A 20,947-nucleotide genomic window follows, 5' to 3' on the forward strand; every position below is an offset into this window, starting at 1 on the left:
ACATTTTACGAAATTTTACTACATCACCTGTTTTCCCTCTCAAAGCGGCCAAAAACAAATTTCTTGTTTATAGACTGTTTAATTAACAGAAGGTTAGGTAAAGAAAATTTCTAAAAATGTCCATTATTGGCGTCTCGCCGCATTGTTAACCACACTTAAGGTTTAGCCTAAAAAGAGGAGTTCACAATGCCCTATAAATCTAAAAGTGATCTGCCTGACAGCGTGCAGCACGTTCTGCCAGCCCATGCTCAGGACATTTATAAAGAAGCTTTCAACAGCGCCTGGGAACAGTATAAAGACAAATCTGACCGACGTGACGATGCCACCCGAGAAGAGACTGCACATAAGGTGGCGTGGGCCGCGGTTAAAAATGATTACCAAAAAGGTGATGATAATAAATGGCATAAAAAGACGTAACAGTATCAATTATAATGCCTTTATAAACTCGCTTGCATCAGGCGTTAGCGAATCGTGCTACGCCGCGCGGTTACTGGCTTGCAAGCGAGCGGTGAATTGCCTATTGTCCAGCTATTGGTTTCAAAATGAGCAGTAAAAAAGCCCGGAAGGCGTCAAAAAAGTTGTCGCAGGGAAGCAGCAGTGGCGGAGGTGTAAGGTGTTAACGCGTGATTTTTTATTGAATGCCGACTGTAAGACGGCATTTGGTGCTATTGAAGAATCACTACTCTGGTCAGCGGAACAACGTGCAGCCTCACTGGCCGCCACGCTCGCTTGTCGACCAGATGATGGACCGGTGTGGATCTTCGGTTATGGATCGTTGATGTGGAACCCGGCCTTAGAGTTTGAAGAGTCCTGTACCGGCACATTAGTCGGCTGGCACCGTGCATTTTGTCTGCGCCTGACGGCGGGGCGAGGAACGGCGTGTCAGCCAGGCCGCATGCTGGCCCTGAAAGAGGGCGGACGTACCACCGGTGTGGCCTACCGCTTGCCGGACGCGTCGCTGGAACAAGAGCTTTCTCTGCTGTGGAAGCGAGAAATGATCACCGGATGCTATCTGCCGACCTGGTGCCAGCTGGCGCTTGATGACGGCCGTACGGTGAACGCGCTGGTGTTTATTATGGATCCGCGCCATCCGCTGTTTGAGTCAGACACGCGCGCGCAGGTGATCGCGCCGCTTATCGCCACGGCCAGCGGACCTTTAGGCACCAATGCCCAGTATCTGTTCTCGCTGGAACAAGAGCTGGTCAAGTTGGGTATGCAGGATGATTGTCTTAATGATCTGGTGATCACGGTCAAACGATTGTTGGGAGAGAACCTGCCGGAAGGCGTTATGCGGCCAGGGTTTGCCTGAACCCGGTGTGGAATTGCATGCCCGAAAGCCAGGTGCTTTTCGGGCATGTCACGCTTAGGCTGCAATATAACTTATTGAATGCTCAAGCGACTGACTGTGGCTGTCGATCAGCACGTTCCAGACGCCGGTATAGGGCACGGTCAACCATGCGTTATCACGATCCTGCACGCTTAAGATGTCGGACTGCGTGTCTTTGACGTGATTTTTTTCGCTCATCAGATGGATGTGACAGCGCTCGGAACAGCGCACAACCACCGTATCGCCACCAAATAACTTTAAACTTGCCTTCACTAATGCCATTTTTCACCCCGTTCTTGAAAACAACGTACTTTCTGTCGAAAGTGCTGCGTGATGTTGTTCACATTTCACTCATTGCATAACACCAAAGGGGGAGCAACAGGATGCTGATTTTGATCAAAAAATGGCATAACGATTAAACAAAAGTGACAAAACACCTCAAAAGGGTTGAACGGGCGTGCTAACGTTCAACGAAACCGCGCCCATCAAATATTAAATCCGGAAATTATCGACACTTTCAGTGCGCTTGCCTGAAAACGGTGTATCAGAAGGTCAACACTTTATCTGCAGCCAGCGTCCATTGAGCCAGTTCTACCAGCGTGCCGACGGCCACTCCATCAATTAACGGCAGCGCCGTGATCCCACGACCATCGGTGCAGGTTTTGCATAGTTTTACCGGAACATTTTGCGCTGTCAGGATCTCCAGCATTTGCTGAATATTGTAGCCTTCCGCGGGTTTCTGACCACGTAATCCTGCGGTTACGGCATCAGACATTAAAAACAGACGCAGGTCGAGAGCGGCTTCTTGTTCGCGCAGGGCGATAGCCAGACGCAGGCTGTTAAATAACGATTCGCTTCCATAAGCCGCTCCGTTCGCGACGATCACTATCTTTTGCATTTTTACTCCTGTTACTGCATGTGAGCGTTAATAACCGACACGTATGTTACACCTATTTCTCAATGCCAGGATAATGCCGAAAAAAGGGGGAGGGGCTGAAAATCAACGCTGAAAACGTTATGGTTTAAGATAAGTATGCCACTGTGGCTAATTGATGTAAGAAACCACTAACGATTTGAGCCGTATTATCTGTTCTTCTCTTGCTGTATTCGCACTCTTGCCGCTGGCAGGCGGTACTGCTAACGCGCAGTCGTCCTTTGTGCACCAGGCTGAAAACCCTTTCGATAACAATAGTGATGGCTTGCCCGATCTTGGTATGGCCCCGGAGTCGCGGGCAGGCGAAAAGCATTTTGCCGAAATGGTCAAAGCGTTTGGTGAAGCCAGCATGACTGATAACGGGCTTGATACCGGTGAACAGGCGAAGCAGTTCGCGTTTGGCCAGGTGCGAGATACGGTCAGCGAACAGGTGAATCAGCAACTGGAATCCTGGCTTTCTCCCTGGGGAAACGCCAGCATCGGGTTGCAAGTTGATAACGAAGGCAGTTTTACCGGGAGTCGGGGAAGCTGGTTTGTGCCGTGGCAGGATAACCAACGTTATCTTACCTGGAGCCAGCTAGGAGTGACGCAACAGGACGATGGCTTAGTCAGTAATGCGGGGATTGGGCAACGTTGGGTACGCGACGGTTGGTTACTGGGTTACAACACCTTTTATGACAACTTACTGGATGAAAATCTGCCCCGGGGAGGCCTCGGCGCGGAGGCGTGGGGCGAATATTTGCGCTTATCCGCTAACTATTATCAACCGTTGTCTTCCTGGCAGGATCGTTTTGCAACCCAGCAACAACGGATGGCCCGCGGCTACGATCTGACCGCGCAAATGCGGATGCCGTTCTATCAACACCTCAATACTAGCGTCAGCGTGGAACAGTATTTTGGCGACCGGGTGGATCTATTTCATTCGGGAACCGGGTATCACAATCCGGTGGCGGTGAACCTCGGGCTGAGCTATACACCGGTGCCGCTAATCACGGTGACAGCGCAGCATAAGCAGGGGGAAAGCGGCATCAGCCAGAATAACCTCGGCTTAACCCTTAGTTACCGTTTTGGCGTGCCGTTAAAAAAACAGTTGATGGTCAGTGAGGTGGCGAACAGCCGTTCACTGCGCGGCAGTCGTTATGACGATCCGCAGCGTAACAATTTGCCGACGCTGGAGTATCGCCAGCGTAAAACGCTGTCGGTATTTTTGGCCACGCCACCCTGGGATCTCAAACCGGGAGAGACGGTGGCGCTGAAGCTGCAGGTGCGTAGTTTGCATGGGATCCGCCACCTGACGTGGCAGGGCGATACTCAGGCGTTGAGCTTAACGGCTGGCAGCAATAACCGAAGCGCGCAGGGCTGGACGATTATTATGCCGAAGTGGGACAGCAGAGAAGGTGCGACGAACCGCTGGCGGTTGTCTGTGGTGGTAGAAGATGAGCAGGGCCAGCGTGTCTCTTCCAATGAGATCACGCTATCACTGACCGAACCGTTTACTACCGTTTCGGAAAATGATCCTCGTTAACAATGACGCATGCGCGCGTTATCAGAAAATACGTTCCTGGTGCACCCATACCGCGGCTTCAACACGTGATTTGAGCTTCATTTTCTTCAGCATATGCTTCACGTGAACTTTTACCGTGCTTTCGGTGATGTCCAGGCGGCGGGCGATCATCTTGTTAGGCAGGCCCTGGGCGATGAGCTTAAGAATATCGCGTTCGCGCGGCGTCAGTTGGGTAACATCACGGTCGGACGTTGCACGATTGGCGCGTAGGCTGGCGGCCAGAACCGGCGTTAAGGCTTCGCTCAGCACCATTTCACCGGCAGCCGCTTGCTGCAATGCTTTCAGCAAATCTTCCGGCTCCATATCTTTCAGCAGATAACCGTCGGCACCGCGCTTCAGTGCAGTAACCACGTCTTCTTCATGGTTGGATACGCTAAACACGACGATACGGCCTGACAGTGATTTCTCACGCAGCTTGTCGAGTGTTTCCAGACCGTTCATGCCGGGCATGTTGAGATCAAGAAGGATCAGATCGGGATCAAGGGATTCTGCCAGCTCGATACCCTGCTCACCATTGCTGGCTTCGCCGACAACGGTGATATCGGGCGCCATGCTGACAAGCTGTTTTACACCGGTTCGCAGCATCGGATGATCGTCGATCAACAGGATGGTTGCCGGTTCCAGATTACTCATGGGTATCTCCTTGGACTTCTGTGAAGTTTGTTTCGGGAATAAAAGTGACAGCAACTTCAGTACCGCCTGTCTCGCGACGGCGTACACGGCAATCGCCGCGCAAGCTTTGCGCACGGTCGCGCATGATTATCATGCCGTAGTGGTTACTGCGTTCGGCGTTTTCCGGTACGCCGCAGCCGTTATCTTGCACTGTAAGTTTGACCTGCTTACCATTTTGCACCACCGTCACGACCACTTCATCGGCCTGAGAGTGTTTGAGGGCGTTGCTCAGGGCTTCGCGCGCAATTTGTAGCAGGTGAATCGCCTGATGCGAAGGGACCAGACGCGGTGGCAGCTGATAATCCAGCTTAACCGTAAAGCCAAAACGCGCGCTGTATTCCTGACAGCTGGCTTCCAGCGCCGGTCTCAATCCAGGTTCCGTCAGCTGTAAACGGAAGGTCGTTAACAGCTCGCGCAGTTGCGCCCAGGAAGCGTTTAGCTCGTTACGAATCTGACTGAGTAGCTCGCGGCAGTTATCTGAAAGCGCATCGCCCTGCATCTGCAAACAGCTCACCTGCATCTTCATACAGGAGAGCGATTGTGCAATAGAATCATGAAGTTCGCGCGCAATGGTGGCACGCTCTTCCATCACGATCAACTGCTGCTGACGCTCCTGATGCCTGTCGAGTGCAAGCGTTGCGGTCAGTTGCTCAACCAGGGTATCAACCAGTTGCTGCTGATCGTGGCTGAGATGGCGTCCGTACGGCAAAGTCGCGAGCAGGATACCATACTGGGTATGGGCATCGGTTAGCCGCCATTTCAGCGTGATACCGCCGTCAATGGCGGGTAGCGTACCGCGCGGACACAAATGGCAGCCTTTCTCATCACAGCTGACATTGGACTGGCAGGTAAATTCCTGATGATTATCTTCATCTTCCAGGTCATAGACCCGCAGTTCAATATCATGCAGCAGGGTCAAATTTTGTAGACCGTTCAGTACCGGAGAGAGGCGTTCGCACAACGGCACCTGAGAGTGCAGACGGCGGTTGGCTTGCCACAGGAAAGAGAGGATCTGATTTTTGTGCTCCAGACCCGCCGTTTTCTCCTGTACCCGCTGTTCCAGCACCGCGTAACTTTCGGCCAGTTCTTCCGACATATTATTCAGCGCCGAGCCCAGCGCTGCCATCTCATTACGTCCACTGATATGTGCGCGTTGGGTAAAATCACGTTGACTGACGGCTCGCGCCATCGCCAGCAGTTGTTTCCACGGCTGTAACAGGCGCACGCGCAGCCAGATAATGGTGAAGACCAGCAGCAACGCCATAAATACGGCCATCAGGCGATGCAGCAGAACGACGCGTTCAATGCGTAATTCGGTGGTATGGTCAAAGGCGGTGACCAGCTTATCCAGTCCGCCCACAAAGCGCCTGACATCCTGCGCTACCGCATCGGGCGTTTGCGCATGCGCAAGCCCCGGTGCCAGTTTGGTGTGCCAGTAATCCTGTAAGGCTTTTAACTGCGCCTGTTGTCCGTCACGCTGCGCGGCACGCGTCAATTCCGGGCTAAACGCCGTTTGCTCCATTTCATCCAGTAGTGGTTGATCGTTGGCGTCCAGCGGTATGGCCGCCAACAGGCGATAGCTTTGCATGCGCAGCGATCCAGCTTTGTTGATTGCATGCGCGCTACCCTGAACGCCCTGAACCAGCCAGCCAGAGACTGCCATACCCGCCACGCCGATGGCAGTAGACAATAAAACAATCAGCGCCACCTGGTTGACCAGCGTAAGCGGGGAAAGACAACGTTTAAACATGGTGACTTGTTCCTTCGGGTTTTCGTAAAACCGAAAACCTTATTGAATGACGATTCTGCTGCAGGCAGTGGCGTTATTCTCGGCGATACACTGGAGTATACCCATACCTCAAATGGGCTACCCCTTAATTGCCGCTAGAGGGAGAGATCCTAAACGAGGGGGAGTAGGGGACGACAGAAGCGTGAAAAACCACATCTTTTTTACCGAAGTTATGTACTCATTTAGGATGATGATAAATTTCAGGCATCAATAATGACACCTTTTCCTTTGATTTATATCAACTTACCTCCAGCTGTAAACCCTAATGTGGCAGGCATCGAAACAAGTATCAGAGGTGTCTATGAGTCACTCATCTGCCCCGGAAAGGGCATCTGGAGCTGTAATTACCGAATGGCGGCCGGAAGATCCCGCCTTCTGGCAGCAGCGTGGTCATCGAATCGCCAGCCGTAACCTGTGGATTTCCGTCCCTTGCTTGCTGCTGGCGTTTTGCGTGTGGATGTTATTTAGCGCCGTGGCGGTGAACTTACCGAAAGTCGGATTTGATTTCACCACTGAACAACTGTTCATGCTGACGGCATTACCTTCGGTGTCCGGTGCGCTGCTGCGTGTACCGTACTCCTTTATGGTCCCCCTGTTTGGTGGACGTCGCTGGACGGCGTTCAGCACCGGTATCCTGATCATTCCTTGCGTATGGCTAGGTTTTGCGGTGCAGGATACCTCCACGCCATTTAGTACCTTTATCATTATCTCCCTGTTGTGCGGTTTTGCCGGCGCGAACTTTGCCTCCAGCATGGCAAACATCAGCTTCTTCTTTCCAAAACAGAAACAGGGCGGCGCGCTGGGTCTGAACGGTGGTTTGGGTAACATGGGCGTCAGCGTGATGCAGTTGGTCGCTCCGCTGGTGGTTTCACTGTCAATCTTTGCCGCATTTGGCAGCCAGGGTGTTGAACAACCGGATGGTACGCAACTGTATCTGGCAAACGCCGCATGGATTTGGGTCCCGTTCCTGGCTGTATTAACGCTGGCCGCATGGTTTGGTATGAATGAACTGGCAACCTCAAAAGCTTCGCTGAAAGAGCAACTGCCGGTGCTGAAACGCGGGCACCTGTGGATTATGAGCCTGCTGTATCTGGCAACCTTCGGTTCATTTATCGGTTTCTCTGCCGGTTTCGCGATGCTGTCAAAAACGCAGTTTCCTGAGGTACAGATCCTGCATTACGCCTTCTTTGGACCGTTAATTGGCGCTCTGGCTCGTTCAGCAGGCGGCGCAATCTCTGACCGGCTGGGGGGGACCCGCGTAACGCTGGTGAACTTCGTGCTGATGGCTATTTTCAGTGCCTTACTGTTCCTGACGCTGCCATCAAACGGTGTCGGTGGCAACTTTATCGCCTTCTTTGCGGTGTTCCTGGCGCTGTTCCTGACGGCTGGTCTGGGGAGTGGTTCAACCTTCCAGATGATCTCCGTTATCTTTCGCAAGCTGACGATGGACAGAGTGAAAGCTGAAGGCGGTTCAGAAGAGAAAGCGATGCGCGAGGCGGCGACCGACACCGCGGCGGCGCTGGGCTTTATCTCAGCTATTGGTGCGATCGGCGGCTTCTTTATCCCGAAAGCATTCGGTACGTCCCTGGCATTAACTGGCTCTCCGGTCGATGCGATGAAAGTATTCCTGATCTTCTATGTCGCCTGTGTGGTTATCACCTGGGCGGTGTACGGACGTCATTCTAAAAAGTAAAAAAGTAGTAACTGTTGATTATCCATTGCGCGGTGTTAGACCGCGCTTTTTTTTGCCTGCAATTAGTTACAACATACTTTTATGTTGTGGCACGACAACAGCCTGTTAGAACGGCGCTCGCAATATGCTAAACAGGGGGGATACCCCTTAATACCCACTTATAAAGAATTTAACATTTGTATGATAAGTGAGTTTAAAAAACTCAATAAAATTCAATATGTTGATTGATTTATCGATATCCCACTAAGGGGGTATGTCAAAATCGGCCCTCAATTTTCATCCCTGCCTGCCTTGATCGTTATCAATTCTCACGCCCTTTCAGAGCGTTACCTTCGCTCTCAATCAAGCAATGTCGATTTATCAGAGAGCCGTCAGGCTCCTACAGGAGAAAACCGATGAGTAAATTCCTGGACCGGTTTCGCTACTTCAAGCAGAAGGGCGAAACCTTTGCCGATGGGCACGGCCAGCTTCTCAATACCAACAGGGACTGGGAGGATGGATACCGCCAGCGTTGGCAGCATGACAAAATCGTGCGTTCAACCCACGGTGTAAACTGCACCGGCTCATGCAGCTGGAAAATCTATGTGAAAAATGGTCTGGTGACCTGGGAAACCCAGCAAACTGACTACCCACGCACTCGTCCAGATATGCCCAACCACGAGCCTCGCGGCTGCCCGCGTGGTGCAAGCTATTCATGGTATCTCTACAGCGCTAACCGTCTGAAATACCCGCTGATGCGCAAACGTCTGATGAAGATGTGGCGTGAAGCAAAAAGACTGCACAGCGATCCGGTAGATGCATGGGCATCCATTATCGAAGACGCCGATAAAGCAAAAAGCTTCAAACAAGCGCGTGGTCGTGGTGGATTCGTTCGTTCTTCCTGGCAGGAAGTGAATGAGCTGATTGCCGCATCTAACGTTTACACCATCAAAACCTATGGTCCTGACCGCGTCGCAGGCTTCTCGCCGATCCCGGCGATGTCGATGGTTTCTTATGCGTCCGGCGCACGTTATATGTCGCTGATTGGCGGGACCTGCCTGAGCTTCTATGACTGGTACTGTGACCTGCCGCCAGCTTCCCCGCAGACCTGGGGCGAGCAGACCGACGTACCGGAATCTGCCGACTGGTATAACTCCAGCTACATTCTGGCATGGGGCTCTAACGTACCGCAGACCCGTACCCCGGATGCGCACTTCTTTACTGAAGTTCGTTATAAAGGCACCAAAACAGTAGCAATTACCCCGGACTACGCAGAAATCGCCAAACTGTGCGACCTGTGGCTGGCTCCGAAGCAGGGAACCGATGCGGCGATGGCAATGGCGATGGGTCATGTCATGCTGCGCGAGTTCCACCTCGATAACCCGAGCCAATATTTCACCGACTACGTACGTCGTTATACCGACATGCCAATGCTGGTGATGCTCGAAGAGCGCGACGGCTACTATGCTGCTGGTCGTATGCTGCGTGCTGCGGATCTGGTTGACTCTCTGGGCCAGGAAAATAACCCGGAATGGAAAACTGTCGCTTTCAACAGCAACGGCGAAATGGTTGCGCCGAACGGTTCAATTGGTTTCCGTTGGGGCGAAAAAGGCAAATGGAATCTTGAGCAGCGCGACGGCACGTCCGGTGATGAAACCGAACTGCAGCTCAGCCTGCTGGGTAGCCAGGATGATATCGCTGAAGTGGGCTTCCCGTACTTTGGTGGCGAAGGCACCGAGCACTTCAGTAAAGTCGAACTGGAAAACATTCTGCTGCATAAATTGCCCGTTAAACGCCTGCAACTGGCCGATGGATCGACGGCGCTGGTGACCACCGTTTACGATCTGACTATGGCCAACTACGGCCTGGAACGTGGTCTGAACGATGAAAACTGCGCGACCAGCTACGATGACGTGAAAGCGTACACGCCAGCGTGGGCAGAAAAAATTACAGGCGTATCACGTTCTCAGATTGTACGCATTGCCCGTGAATTTGCGGATAACGCAGATAAAACGCACGGTCGTTCGATGATTATCGTCGGTGCCGGTTTGAACCACTGGTACCACCTCGATATGAACTATCGTGGCCTGATCAATATGCTGGTGTTCTGTGGCTGTATCGGCCAGAGCGGCGGCGGCTGGGCCCACTACGTAGGGCAGGAAAAACTGCGTCCGCAAACCGGCTGGCAGCCGCTGGCGTTTGCTCTTGACTGGCAGCGTCCGCCTCGTCATATGAACAGCACCTCCTACTTCTATAACCACTCCAGCCAATGGCGCTATGAGACGGTGACTGCGCAGGAACTGCTGTCCCCGATGGCAGACAAATCCCGCTATAGCGGTCATTTGATTGACTTTAACGTTCGCGCTGAACGTATGGGCTGGTTACCGTCTGCGCCGCAGTTAGGGACTAACCCGCTGTATATCGCGAAAGAAGCGCAGAAAGCAGGTATGACGCCGGTGGACTACACCGTTAAATCCCTGAAAGAAGGTTCTATTCGCTTTGCGGCAGAGCAGCCGGAAAACGGTAAAAACCATCCGCGTAATCTGTTTATCTGGCGTTCAAACCTGCTCGGTTCTTCCGGTAAAGGCCACGAGTACATGCTCAAGTATCTGCTGGGTACTGAACATGGTATTCAGGGCAAAGATCTCGGCCAGCAGAGCGGCGTGAAGCCAGAAGAAGTGGAATGGCAGGATAACGGACTGGACGGCAAACTGGATCTGGTCGTTACGCTGGACTTCCGCCTGTCGAGTACCTGTCTGTATTCCGATATCGTGCTGCCGACCGCTACCTGGTATGAAAAAGACGACATGAATACCTCGGATATGCATCCGTTTATTCATCCTCTGTCTGCGGCCGTTGACCCGGCCTGGGAATCGAAGAGCGACTGGGAAATCTATAAAGCCATCGCCAAGAAATTCTCTGAAGTTTGTGTGGGCCACCTCGGTAAAGAAACCGACGTCGTTACGCTGCCGATCCAGCACGACTCCGCCGCTGAACTGGCGCAGCCACTGGACGTGAAGGACTGGAAAAAAGGGGAATGCGACCTGATTCCAGGTGTTACGGCACCGCACATCATGACCGTTGAGCGTGATTATCCGGCAACCTACGAGCGTTTCACCTCCATCGGTCCGCTGATGGAAAAAATCGGTAACGGCGGTAAAGGGATTGCCTGGAACACCCAGAGCGAAATGGATCTGCTGCGTAAGCTCAACTACACCAAGGCTGACGGTCCGGCGAAAGGCCAACCGATGCTGGATACCGCAATTGATGCTGCTGAGATGATCCTGACGCTGGCTCCGGAAACTAACGGTCAGGTTGCCGTTAAAGCCTGGGCGGCGCTGAGTGAATTTACCGGTCGTGACCATACGCATCTGGCGCTGAATAAAGAAGACGAAAAAATTCGTTTCCGCGACATCCAGGCGCAGCCGCGCAAAATTATCTCCAGTCCGACCTGGTCAGGTCTGGAAGATGAACATGTGTCTTATAACGCCGGTTATACCAACGTTCATGAGCTGATCCCATGGCGTACGCTGTCTGGTCGCCAGCAGTTGTATCAGGATCACCAGTGGATGCGTGACTTCGGTGAGAGCCTGCTGGTGTATCGTCCGCCAATCGACACCCGTTCGGTGAAAGCGGTGATCGGCGAGAAGTCTAACGGTAACCCGGAAAAAGCGCTCAACTTCCTGACGCCGCACCAGAAATGGGGTATCCACTCCACCTACAGCGACAACCTGCTGATGCTGACGCTGTCTCGCGGTGGTCCGATTGTGTGGATGAGTGAAGTTGATGCGAAGGATCTTGGTATCGAAGATAACGACTGGATCGAAGTCTTCAACAGCAACGGGGCGCTGACGGCGCGTGCAGTTGTCAGCCAGCGTGTGCCGGCCGGGATGACCATGATGTACCACGCGCAGGAACGTATTGTTAACCTGCCGGGTTCTGAAATCACCCAGCAGCGCGGCGGGATCCACAACTCGGTAACCCGTATTACGCCGAAACCAACTCACATGATCGGTGGTTATGCGCAACTGGCATACGGCTTTAACTACTACGGTACCGTCGGTTCAAACCGCGATGAGTTCGTAGTTGTACGTAAGATGAAGAACGTTAACTGGTTGGATGGCGAAGGCAATGACCAGGTACAGGAGAGCGTAAAATGAAAATTCGTTCACAAGTCGGCATGGTGCTGAATCTCGATAAGTGCATCGGCTGCCACACCTGTTCAGTGACCTGCAAAAACGTCTGGACCAGCCGTGAAGGTATGGAGTACGCCTGGTTCAACAACGTCGAAAGTAAGCCTGGCGTTGGCTTCCCGAACGACTGGGAAAACCAGGAAAAATGGAAGGGCGGTTGGATCCGTAAAATCAATGGCAAGCTGCAGCCGCGCATGGGTAACAAAGCACTGCTGCTGGGTAAAATCTTTGCTAACCCGCATCTGCCGGGCATGGATGATTACTATGAGCCGTTTGATTTTGACTACCAAACGTTGCACAACGCCCCAGCAGACAGTAAGGCGCAGCCGATTGCCCGTCCGCGTTCGCTGATCACCGGTCAGCGGATGGATAAAATCACCAGCGGTCCGAACTGGGAAGAAATTCTGGGGGGCGAGTTCGAAAAACGCGCCAAAGACCAGAACTTCGAAAACATGCAGAAGGCGATGTACGGTCAGTTCGAAAATACCTTCATGATGTATCTGCCGCGTTTGTGTGAGCATTGCCTTAACCCGGCGTGCGTGGCGACCTGCCCAAGCGGCGCTATCTACAAGCGTGAAGAAGATGGCATCGTGCTGATCGACCAGGATAAATGTCGCGGCTGGCGTATGTGTATCACTGGCTGCCCGTATAAGAAGATCTACTTCAACTGGAAGAGCGGGAAATCTGAGAAGTGCATTTTCTGCTACCCGCGTATCGAAGCCGGTCAGCCGACCGTTTGTTCCGAAACCTGCGTAGGCCGTATTCGTTACCTCGGCGTACTGCTGTATGACGCAGATGCGATCGAAAGTGCGGCAAGCACGGAGCACGAGAAAGATCTGTACCAGCGTCAACTGGACGTGTTCCTCGATCCAAACGATCCGGCTGTTATTGAACAAGCGCTGAAAGATGGTATTCCGCTGAGCGTCATTGATGCTGCACAGCAGTCGCCGGTTTACAAAATGGCGATGGACTGGAAGCTGGCGCTGCCGCTGCATCCGGAATACCGCACGCTACCGATGGTCTGGTACGTGCCGCCTTTGTCACCGATCCAGTCTGCCGCCGATGCGGGCGAGCTGGGCAGCAACGGTATTCTGCCGGACGTTGACAGTCTGCGTATCCCGGTTCAGTACCTGGCGAACCTGCTGACCGCAGGCGACACTCAGCCGGTACTGTTGGCGCTGAAACGTATGCTGGCGATGCGTCACTACAAACGTGCGGAAACCGTTGACGGTAAAGTTGATACCCGTGCGCTGGAAGAGGTGGGCTTAAGCGAAGCGCAGGCACAGGAAATGTATCGTTATCTGGCGATTGCTAACTACGAAGATCGTTTCGTGGTACCGAGCAGCCATCGTGAACTGGCGCGTGACGCGTTCCCGGAGAAAAGCGGTTGTGGCTTTACCTTCGGTGACGGTTGCCACGGTTCTGATACTAAATTCAATCTGTTCAACAGCCGCCGCATCGACGCTGTCGATGTGACCAGCAAAACGGAGCCGCACCAATGATTGAACTTGTCATTGTTTCGCGTCTGCTCGAGTACCCGGATGCTGCCTTGTGGCAGCATCAGCAGGAACTTTTCGATGCACTCGCGTCATCTGAGAACCTGGATAAAGAGGATGCCCAGACTCTGGGCATTTTCCTGCGCGATCTCACCGCGCAGGACATGCTGGATGTGCAGGCAAGCTATAGCGAACTGTTTGACCGTGGCCGCGCCACCTCGTTGTTGCTGTTTGAACATGTACACGGCGAGTCCCGCGATCGTGGTCAGGCTATGGTTGACTTGATGGCGCAGTATGAACAGCACGGTCTGCAGCTCGACAGCCGCGAACTTCCCGATCATCTGCCGCTGTATCTGGAATACCTTGCGCAGTTGCCGAAAAGCGAAGCATTAGGGGGGTTACAGGATATCGCGCCGATTCTGGCGCTGCTCAGCGCTCGCTTGCAACAGCGTGAAAGCCGTTATGCGGTGCTGTTCGATCTGCTGTTAAAACTGGCGAATACTGTTATCGACAGCGATAAAGTGGCTGAAAAAATTGCAGATGAAGCGCGTGACGATACCCCACAAGCGCTGGATGCGGTCTGGGAAGAAGAGCAGGTGAAATTCTTCGCCGATCAGGGGTGCGGTGAGTCGGAAATTTCCGCTCACCAGCGTCGTTTTGCCGGGGCCGTTGCGCCGCAGTATCTGAATATCACCACCGGAGGACAGCAATAATGCACTTCCTGAATACGTTCTTCTTTGACATCTATCCGTACATCGCGGGTTCTGTCTTTCTGATTGGCAGTTGGCTGCGTTATGACTATGGGCAGTATACCTGGCGCGCGGCTTCCAGTCAGATGCTGGATCGCAAAGGGATGAACCTGGCGTCAAACCTGTTCCACATCGGGATCCTGGGGATTTTTGCCGGGCACTTCCTTGGCATGCTGACACCACACTGGATGTATGAAGCGTGGCTGCCGCTTGAAGTGAAACAAAAGATGGCGATGTTCGCGGGTGGTGCCAGTGGTGTGATGTGTTTGATTGGCGGCGTTCTGCTGCTGAAACGACGCCTGTTCAGCCCACGTGTGCGGGCGACCACTACCGGAGCGGACATTCTGATCCTCTCCCTGCTGGTGATCCAGTGTGCGCTGGGCCTGCTGACCATTCCGTTCTCCGCCCAGCATATGGACGGCAGCGAGATGATGAAGCTGGTGAACTGGGCGCAAACAGTGGTGACCTTCCAGGGGGGGGCGTCTCAATATCTGGATGGCGTCGCGTTCATTTTCCGTATGCACCTGGTGCTGGGTATGACGCTGTTCCTGTTGTTCCCGTTCTCGCGTCTGGTGCACATCTGGAGCGTTCCGGTCGAATATCTGACGCGCAAATACCAGATTGTTCGTGCGCGTCATTAATCGGTTATCTGTGTAAGACAAAACCCTGCTCCGGCGGGGTTTTTTTACGACTATTTGGCGGATAAGCATAGCGCATCAGACAAATTGCCGACCCGAATTGAGGCTTGATCGAGGGCAAGGTATGGGGCATTACAGATGGATTGGATGCTGGTGCGTTATGAGGTGATGGTGGTGGGGGAAGGATTACTCAGCGCGGTGCGCTTCGCCCTTCGGGTCGTTGCCTGCGGCAACGCTTTCTCGCTAACGCTCGAATCGAACCTTAGTCGAAGCTTCTCATCCTTCCCGTCTGGGCAGAATATGAGGCATAACAGATGGATTTGATACAGGTGCTTTATGAGGTGATGGTGGTGGGGGAAGGATTACTCAGCGCGGTGCGCTTCGCCCTTCGGGTCGTTGCCTGCGGCAACGCTTTCTCGCTAACGCTCGAATCGAACCTTAGTCGAAGCTTCTCATCCTTCCCGTCTGGGCAGAATATGAGGCATAACAGATGGATTTGATACAGGTGCTTTATGAGGTGATGGTGGTGGGGGAAGGATTACTCAGCGCGGTGCGCTTCGCCCTTCGGGTCGTTGCCTGCGGCAACGCTTTCTCGCTAACGCTCGAATCGAACCTTAGTCGAAGCTTCTCATCCTTCCCGTCTGGGCAGAATATGAGGCATAACAGATGGATTTGATACAGGTGCTTTATGAGGTGATGGTGGTGGGGGAAGGATTACTCAGCGCGGTGCGCTTCGCCCTTCGGGTCGTTGCCTGCGGCAACGCTTTCTCGCTAACGCTCGAATCGAACCTTAGTCGAAGCTTCTCATCCTTCCCGTCTGGGCAGAATATGAGGCATAACAGATGGATTTGATACAGGTGCTTTATGAGGTGATGGTGGTGGGGGAAGGATTCGAACCTTCGAAGTCGATGACGGCAGATTTACAGTCTGCTCCCTTTGGCCGCTCGGGAACCCCACCAGGGGTATACTAATTTTATGAATCTATCGGAATGAATGGTGGTGGGGGAAGGATTCGAACCTTCGAAGTCGATGACGGCAGATTTACAGTCTGCTCCCTTTGGCCGCTCGGGAACCCCACCACGGGGTAATGCTAGTTACTGGCCTGCTTCCGTTGGAAGCGGGGCGCATCATATCAAATGATGCGCCCCTGTAAAGTATTCCGTTGATAAAAAAGAACTGGTTGCCTGATTTTTACGCGTAAAGATGTAAAGGTAACCAATTCAATTATCAATCGATTACAGAATAATCGTTCGGTTACCGTAAACAAAGACGCGTTGAGCCAGAACCTGATACAGCGCGCGGCTTAATACATTTTTCTCAACGTCGCGGCCCGCACGCATCATGTCTTCCGCGGTGTAGGTGTGATCCACATGAATTACGTCCTGCATAATGATTGGGCCTTCATCGAGGTTATCATTCACGTAGTGGGCTGTCGCACCGATGATCTTCACGCCGCGCTCATAAGCCTGATGGTAAGGGCGAGCGCCAATAAACGCTGGCAGGAATGAATGGTGAATATTGATAATCTTATTCGGGAAGCGTGAAACAAATGTTGGCGTCAGAACGCGCATGTATTTTGCCAGCACGACATAGTCAGGTTGGTGCGCGTCGATAGCGTCGGCCATTTTCAGATCATGTTCGTCACGCGTTAAACCTTCGTGGCTGACCAGCTCAAACGGGATATCAAACCGCTCAACCAAAGGTCGCAGCGTCTCGTGGTTGCCGATCACAGCGGCGATTTCAACATCCAGCCCGCCATAATTGGCCTTCATTAACAGATCACCCAGACAATGTGCTTCCTTGGTGACCAAAATGACGATACGGCGGCGTCCTGCTGGCGTTAATTCACGAATGGAGCCATCTGGAAGGGCACTATCCAGATCGGCAAGCAGCGTGACGTCGTTAAAAATACCCTCCAGTTCGGTACGCATAAAAAAGCGCCCGGTACGGTGGTCCACGAACTCATTGTTCTGCACGATGTTCAGTTCATGCTTGTAACAGATATTCGTAATGCGCGCGATCAGACCTTTTTGGTCCGGGCAAATAGTACGCAGCACTTTTCGTTGTAATGAATGCATTTGCAGCGGTGATCCTGTTGAGAATGTTTGCAAAATTGATACTGTCGGGCGTTGATTAGCCGCAGCACTTTTTAAATTTTTTACCGGAGCCACAAGGGCAGGTATCGTTTCGTCCAATTTGAGGGCGTGTACCGTCTATATAGTACCACTGACCGTTTTCTTTTAAAAAACGAGAGCGCTCGATAATTGCACCTGTTTTACCTTGTTCAGAAAATCGCGCAACAAAGCTGACATAGCCGATATTTTCTGTGTCTGCCGTTTGTTGTTCAAAAACGGTCAGCCCGAGCCATTCGGTGTGGCTAAATCCTGCGATAATGTCGTCGCGAAACTCGGCTGCATGACAGTCCGGATGCCAGGTCTTGATAAGGTAATCTGCGTCTTTCATCACAAAAGCACAGTAACGAGAACGCATGAGGTGTGACGGCGTAGGTGCTACTTGCGCGCCAGACACATAACGGTAGCAACATAGGCTATACTCGACAGCGCTACCACAGGGACAAAGCTGAGACACAAAGTACTCCCTGGAATAAAAAAACGGCGTAAAAACGCCAAGGTAGCACTATGTTAACTGAGCGGTAGCGATGTTGCTACGTCTGCAAGCCAGGGGAAGTTTGTACGTACAATGAGAAAAATAAAAATTGGGCTGGCGCTAGGTTCCGGCGCGGCGCGAGGTTGGTCGCATATTGGCGTTATTAAGGCCCTAAAGCATATGGGCATTGATGTTGATATTGTGGCAGGGTGTTCCATTGGTTCGCTTGTTGGTGCAGCCTACGCATGCAATAAGTTACCTGCTCTCGAACAATGGGTTTGTTCTTTCAGCTATTGGGATGTCTTACGTCTGATGGATCTCTCGTGGCGCAGGGGCGGTTTACTGCGTGGTGAACGGGTATTCAATCAGTACCGTAATGTCATGCCGGTAGAAGCAATTGAGCAATGCACTCGCCGTTTCGCAACTGTGGCTACTAATCTGAGTACGGGTCGGGAGCTCTGGTTCACGGAAGGTGATTTGCACCTGGCTGTTCGGGCCTCCTGCAGTATTCCTGGTCTGATGTCCCCTGTAGCGCATAATGGTTACTGGCTGGTCGATGGCGCGGTGGTGAATCCCGTTCCTGTATCCTTAACTCGCGCGCTGGGCGCTGACATCGTTATTGCCGTCGATCTGCAACACGATGCGCATCTTATGCAGCAAGATTTACTCTCCTTCAACGTCAGCAGTGATGCCGAAACGGGTGATGATGTCGACGCGCTTTCATGGCGTGCCCGACTGAAAGAGCGCTTGAGCAACATAACGGCCAGGCGTGCGGTAACCGCGCCGACGGCGATGGAGATCATGACGACTTCTATTCAGGTTCTGGAAAACCGTCTGAAACGTAACCGCATGGCCGGTGACCCGCCAGATATCCTGATCCAGCCGTTTTGTCCGCAAATATCCACGCTGGATTTTCACCGCGCCAGCGCAGCAATTGCTGCTGGACAACTGGCGGTCGAGAAGAAAATGGATGAACTTCTACCCCTGGTGAAAACCAACATCTAACGCATTTTTTATCAACACTTAAGCAAATTCTGACAGGCGTGAGTAGCAATAGCATGCCACTATTTACTAAAGCCAGTCAGGGGGGAGAATATGACGCAGCCATTGGTCGGAAAACAGATTCTTATCGTTGAGGATGAGCCGGTATTTCGCTCACTCATGGACTCATGGTTTTCCTCTTTGGGAGCGACAACGGCGGTAGCTGGCGATGGACTTGAAGCACTTGAATTACTCGGGCACTTTAACCCCGACCTGATTATCTGCGACCTGGCTATGCCACGAATGAACGGCCTTAAGCTAGTAGAGTATCTGCGTAATCGTGGCGATCAGACCCCCATCCTGGTGATATCAGCGACGGAAAACATGTCTGATATAGCCAAAGCACTGCGATTGGGTGTGGATGATGTGCTGCTAAAGCCGGTAAAGGACCTGAACCGCCTGCGCGAAACCGTCTTTGCGTGTCTGTATCCGAATATGTTTAATTCACGCGTGGAAGAAGAAGAGCGGCTGTTTCGCGACTGGGATGCGATGGTTGGTGATCCCGCCGCTGCAGCAAAGCTGTTGCAAGAATTACAGCCTCCTGTGTCGCAAGTTATTTCACGATGTCGGATCAACTATCGTCAATTGGTGGCTGCCGATCAGCCGGGGCTGGTACTGGATATTGCACCGCTATCGGACCATGACCTTGCGTTTTATTGTCTGGATGTGACGCGGGCAGGGGATAATGGCGTTCTGGCAGCATTGTTACTGCGGGCGCTATTTAACGGTTTGCTGCAGGAACAGCTCGCGCATCAAAATCAACGATTGCCGGAGCTCGGTGCGTTATTGAAACAGGTTAACCATTTATTGCGCCAGGCTAATTTGCCCGGACAATTCCCTTTGCTGGTGGGTTATTACCACAGCGGATTAAAAAACCTGATTCTGGTATCAGCAGGGCTGAATGCGACATTAAATACAGGTTCCCACAATGTACAAATCAGCAATGGCGTTCCGTTGGGAACCTTAGGGAATGCGTATCTTAATCAACTGAGCCAACGTTGCGAATCCTGGCAATGCCAAATTTGGGGGGCCGGTGGTCGGCTGCGCCTGATGTTGTCTGCAGAATGAACAACCGAGTGGAATGAGAATGAAATTGGCTCACCCCCCTCATGCTGTGAGTGCTACTATCAGCGCCAGATTTATTCGTATTTATCTTAATTATACCGACGCGCGTCCTTTTCAGACCAGAAGCTTGTCGCGGTACTGATATACTTGGATGCGATACAGATTGATGAACACGTTCAATACATGAACAGTCCAGGAGAGTTTTAAATGGCTGCCCTTAATTCAAAAGTCAAAAAGGCCGTTATCCCGGTTGCGGGATTAGGAACCAGGATGTTACCGGCTACGAAAGCAATCCCGAAAGAGATGCTACCGTTGGTTGATAAGCCATTAATTCAGTACGTCGTAAACGAATGTATTGCTGCGGGCATCACTGAAATTGTACTTGTAACTCACTCGTCTAAAAATTCGATTGAAAACCACTTCGATACCAGCTTTGAACTTGAAGCTATGCTGGAAAAACGTGTAAAACGCCAGCTTCTGGAAGAAGTGCAATCTATTTGTCCGCCACATGTCACTATTATGCAGGTGCGTCAGGGACTGGCCAAAGGTCTGGGCCACGCGGTATTGTGCGCGCACCCGGTGGTTGGCGATGAGCCCGTTGCGGTTATCTTGCCGGACGTCATTCTTGACGAATACGAATCTGATTTATCACGCGACAACCTTGCCGAAATGATTCATCGTTTCGATGAAACAGGCAGCAGCCAGATTATGGTTGAGCCGGTAGAAGATGTTACCGCTTATGGTGTTGTTGATTGTAAAGGCGTTGAATTAGCGCCGGGCGAAAGCGTACCGATGGTTGGCGTTGTTGAAAAGCCGAAAGCGAATGTGGCGCCATCTAATCTGGCCGTCGTGGGGCGTTACGTCCTTAGCGCTGATATCTGGCCTCTGCTGGCAAAAACGCCTCCGGGAGCCGGTGACGAAATTCAGCTGACTGATGCTATCGATATGCTGATTGAAAAAGAAACGGTTGAAGCTTATCACATGAAGGGCAAAAGCCATGACTGTGGTAATAAGCTGGGCTATATGCAGGCGTTCGTTGAATATGGTATTCGCCATAATACTCTCGGCGCTGAATTTAAAGCCTGGCTGGAAGATGAGATGGGTATTAAGAAGTAACCTCCTGGTATTATCAGGTCTGAACGGTGCTGTTAATCCAGCACCGTTTTTTTATACCTGAACTGGGTAGGGACTGTGCGAAGT

General features: G+C 52.3%; 17 protein-coding genes, 2 tRNA genes and 4 other RNA genes. 11 read left to right on the forward strand and 12 right to left on the reverse strand.

Translation table 11 applies throughout. The annotated features are described in order from the left end of the window. Positions 1-186: 186 nt before the first annotated feature. On the forward strand, positions 187-417 hold the full coding sequence (chaB, locus tag HV352_RS10375; RefSeq protein WP_181635407.1) for a putative cation transport regulator ChaB: 231 nt from the start codon (positions 187-189) through the stop codon (positions 415-417). A gap of 196 nt (positions 418-613) precedes the next feature. After that, positions 614-1,309 carry a gamma-glutamylcyclotransferase gene (locus HV352_RS10380; protein WP_003833406.1) on the forward strand — a complete coding sequence of 232 codons (696 nt, stop codon included), beginning with the start codon at positions 614-616 and terminating at the stop codon, positions 1,307-1,309. A 54-nt stretch (positions 1,310-1,363) separates the two neighbouring features. Here HV352_RS10380 and HV352_RS10385 read toward each other — a convergent pair whose 3' ends face one another. Both HV352_RS10385 and HV352_RS10390 read right to left on the reverse strand, forming a co-directional pair. Further along, positions 1,364-1,609, reverse strand: a complete 246-nt coding sequence (locus tag HV352_RS10385; RefSeq protein ID WP_003833405.1) for a DUF1883 domain-containing protein — start codon at positions 1,607-1,609, stop codon at positions 1,364-1,366. Between the two features lie 262 nt (positions 1,610-1,871). After that, entirely contained in the window at positions 1,872-2,225 is a 354-nt protein-coding gene (locus HV352_RS10390) for a DsrE/DsrF/TusD sulfur relay family protein (protein ID WP_049042858.1), read from the reverse strand. A gap of 175 nt (positions 2,226-2,400) precedes the next feature. Here HV352_RS10390 and HV352_RS10395 point away from each other — a divergent pair, with 175 nt between their 5' ends. Then, on the forward strand, positions 2,401-3,786 hold the full coding sequence (locus tag HV352_RS10395) for a YchO/YchP family invasin (RefSeq protein ID WP_071600324.1): 1,386 nt from the start codon (positions 2,401-2,403) through the stop codon (positions 3,784-3,786). Between the two features lie 21 nt (positions 3,787-3,807). Here HV352_RS10395 and narL read toward each other — a convergent pair whose 3' ends face one another. Both narL and narX read right to left on the reverse strand, forming a co-directional pair. Continuing rightward, positions 3,808-4,458 (reverse strand): two-component system response regulator NarL, encoded by a 651-nt coding sequence (gene narL, locus HV352_RS10400; protein ID WP_003020756.1) that lies wholly within the window; start codon positions 4,456-4,458, stop codon positions 3,808-3,810. Continuing rightward, positions 4,451-6,247 (reverse strand): nitrate/nitrite two-component system sensor histidine kinase NarX, encoded by a 1,797-nt coding sequence (narX, locus tag HV352_RS10405; RefSeq protein WP_016156734.1) that lies wholly within the window; start codon positions 6,245-6,247, stop codon positions 4,451-4,453. The genes narL and narX overlap by 8 nt, the downstream gene beginning before the upstream one ends. Positions 6,248-6,587: 340 nt before the next feature. Between narX and HV352_RS10410 the strand changes: the two genes are divergently transcribed. The 5 genes from HV352_RS10410 (at position 6,588) to narI (ending at position 15,037) form a co-directional block, all read left to right on the forward strand. After that, a complete protein-coding gene (locus HV352_RS10410) occupies positions 6,588-7,979 on the forward strand; it encodes a NarK family nitrate/nitrite MFS transporter (protein ID WP_016153284.1) in 1,392 nt (463 codons plus the stop codon). Positions 7,980-8,374: 395 nt separating this feature from the next. Next, positions 8,375-12,118: a nitrate reductase subunit alpha gene (locus tag HV352_RS10415; RefSeq protein ID WP_181635408.1), complete on the forward strand. Its 3,744-nt coding sequence runs from the start codon at positions 8,375-8,377 to the stop codon at positions 12,116-12,118. Beyond that, positions 12,115-13,653 carry a nitrate reductase subunit beta gene (gene narH, locus HV352_RS10420; protein ID WP_003833388.1) on the forward strand — a complete coding sequence of 513 codons (1,539 nt, stop codon included), beginning with the start codon at positions 12,115-12,117 and terminating at the stop codon, positions 13,651-13,653. The genes HV352_RS10415 and narH overlap by 4 nt, the downstream gene beginning before the upstream one ends. Continuing rightward, positions 13,650-14,360 carry a nitrate reductase molybdenum cofactor assembly chaperone gene (gene narJ / locus HV352_RS10425; protein WP_016153282.1) on the forward strand — a complete coding sequence of 237 codons (711 nt, stop codon included), beginning with the start codon at positions 13,650-13,652 and terminating at the stop codon, positions 14,358-14,360. Before narH ends, narJ begins: the two co-directional genes overlap by 4 nt. Further along, entirely contained in the window at positions 14,360-15,037 is a 678-nt protein-coding gene (narI, locus tag HV352_RS10430; RefSeq protein ID WP_016153281.1) for a respiratory nitrate reductase subunit gamma, read from the forward strand. Before narJ ends, narI begins: the two co-directional genes overlap by 1 nt. Positions 15,038-15,203: 166 nt before the next feature. Here the strand turns inward: narI and HV352_RS10435 are convergent. The 8 genes from HV352_RS10435 to HV352_RS10470 form a co-directional block, all read right to left on the reverse strand. Continuing rightward, positions 15,204-15,335: non-coding RNA, RtT sRNA (locus HV352_RS10435), on the reverse strand. Positions 15,336-15,379: 44 nt separating this feature from the next. After that, positions 15,380-15,511, reverse strand: a non-coding RNA gene (locus HV352_RS10440) — RtT sRNA. Between the two features lie 44 nt (positions 15,512-15,555). Beyond that, positions 15,556-15,687, reverse strand: a non-coding RNA gene (locus HV352_RS10445) — RtT sRNA. 44 nt (positions 15,688-15,731) lie between these two features. Next, positions 15,732-15,863: non-coding RNA, RtT sRNA (locus HV352_RS10450), on the reverse strand. Positions 15,864-15,907: 44 nt separating this feature from the next. Further along, positions 15,908-15,992 (reverse strand) — tRNA-Tyr (locus tag HV352_RS10455). Between the two features lie 36 nt (positions 15,993-16,028). Continuing rightward, positions 16,029-16,113: transfer RNA gene (locus HV352_RS10460), tRNA-Tyr, on the reverse strand. A 156-nt stretch (positions 16,114-16,269) separates the two neighbouring features. After that, positions 16,270-17,112: a formyltetrahydrofolate deformylase gene (gene purU, locus HV352_RS10465; RefSeq protein ID WP_016153278.1), complete on the reverse strand. Its 843-nt coding sequence runs from the start codon at positions 17,110-17,112 to the stop codon at positions 16,270-16,272. A 55-nt stretch (positions 17,113-17,167) separates the two neighbouring features. After that, positions 17,168-17,623: a YchJ family protein gene (locus HV352_RS10470; protein ID WP_029139563.1), complete on the reverse strand. Its 456-nt coding sequence runs from the start codon at positions 17,621-17,623 to the stop codon at positions 17,168-17,170. A 111-nt stretch (positions 17,624-17,734) separates the two neighbouring features. Here HV352_RS10470 and rssA point away from each other — a divergent pair, with 111 nt between their 5' ends. From rssA to galU, 3 genes are all read left to right on the forward strand, one after another. Beyond that, positions 17,735-18,646, forward strand: coding sequence for a patatin-like phospholipase RssA (rssA, locus tag HV352_RS10475; RefSeq protein WP_016156731.1), 912 nt, complete (start codon positions 17,735-17,737; stop codon positions 18,644-18,646). Between the two features lie 90 nt (positions 18,647-18,736). Further along, on the forward strand, positions 18,737-19,750 hold the full coding sequence (rssB, locus tag HV352_RS10480) for a two-component system response regulator RssB (RefSeq protein ID WP_016153275.1): 1,014 nt from the start codon (positions 18,737-18,739) through the stop codon (positions 19,748-19,750). 204 nt (positions 19,751-19,954) lie between these two features. Next, on the forward strand, positions 19,955-20,863 hold the full coding sequence (gene galU / locus HV352_RS10485) for a UTP--glucose-1-phosphate uridylyltransferase GalU (protein ID WP_016153274.1): 909 nt from the start codon (positions 19,955-19,957) through the stop codon (positions 20,861-20,863). The last annotated feature ends 84 nt before the right edge of the window (positions 20,864-20,947 follow it).

It is taken from the genome of Citrobacter sp. RHBSTW-01044 (genome assembly GCF_013781945.1).
Classification (GTDB): domain Bacteria; phylum Pseudomonadota; class Gammaproteobacteria; order Enterobacterales; family Enterobacteriaceae; genus Citrobacter; species Citrobacter braakii.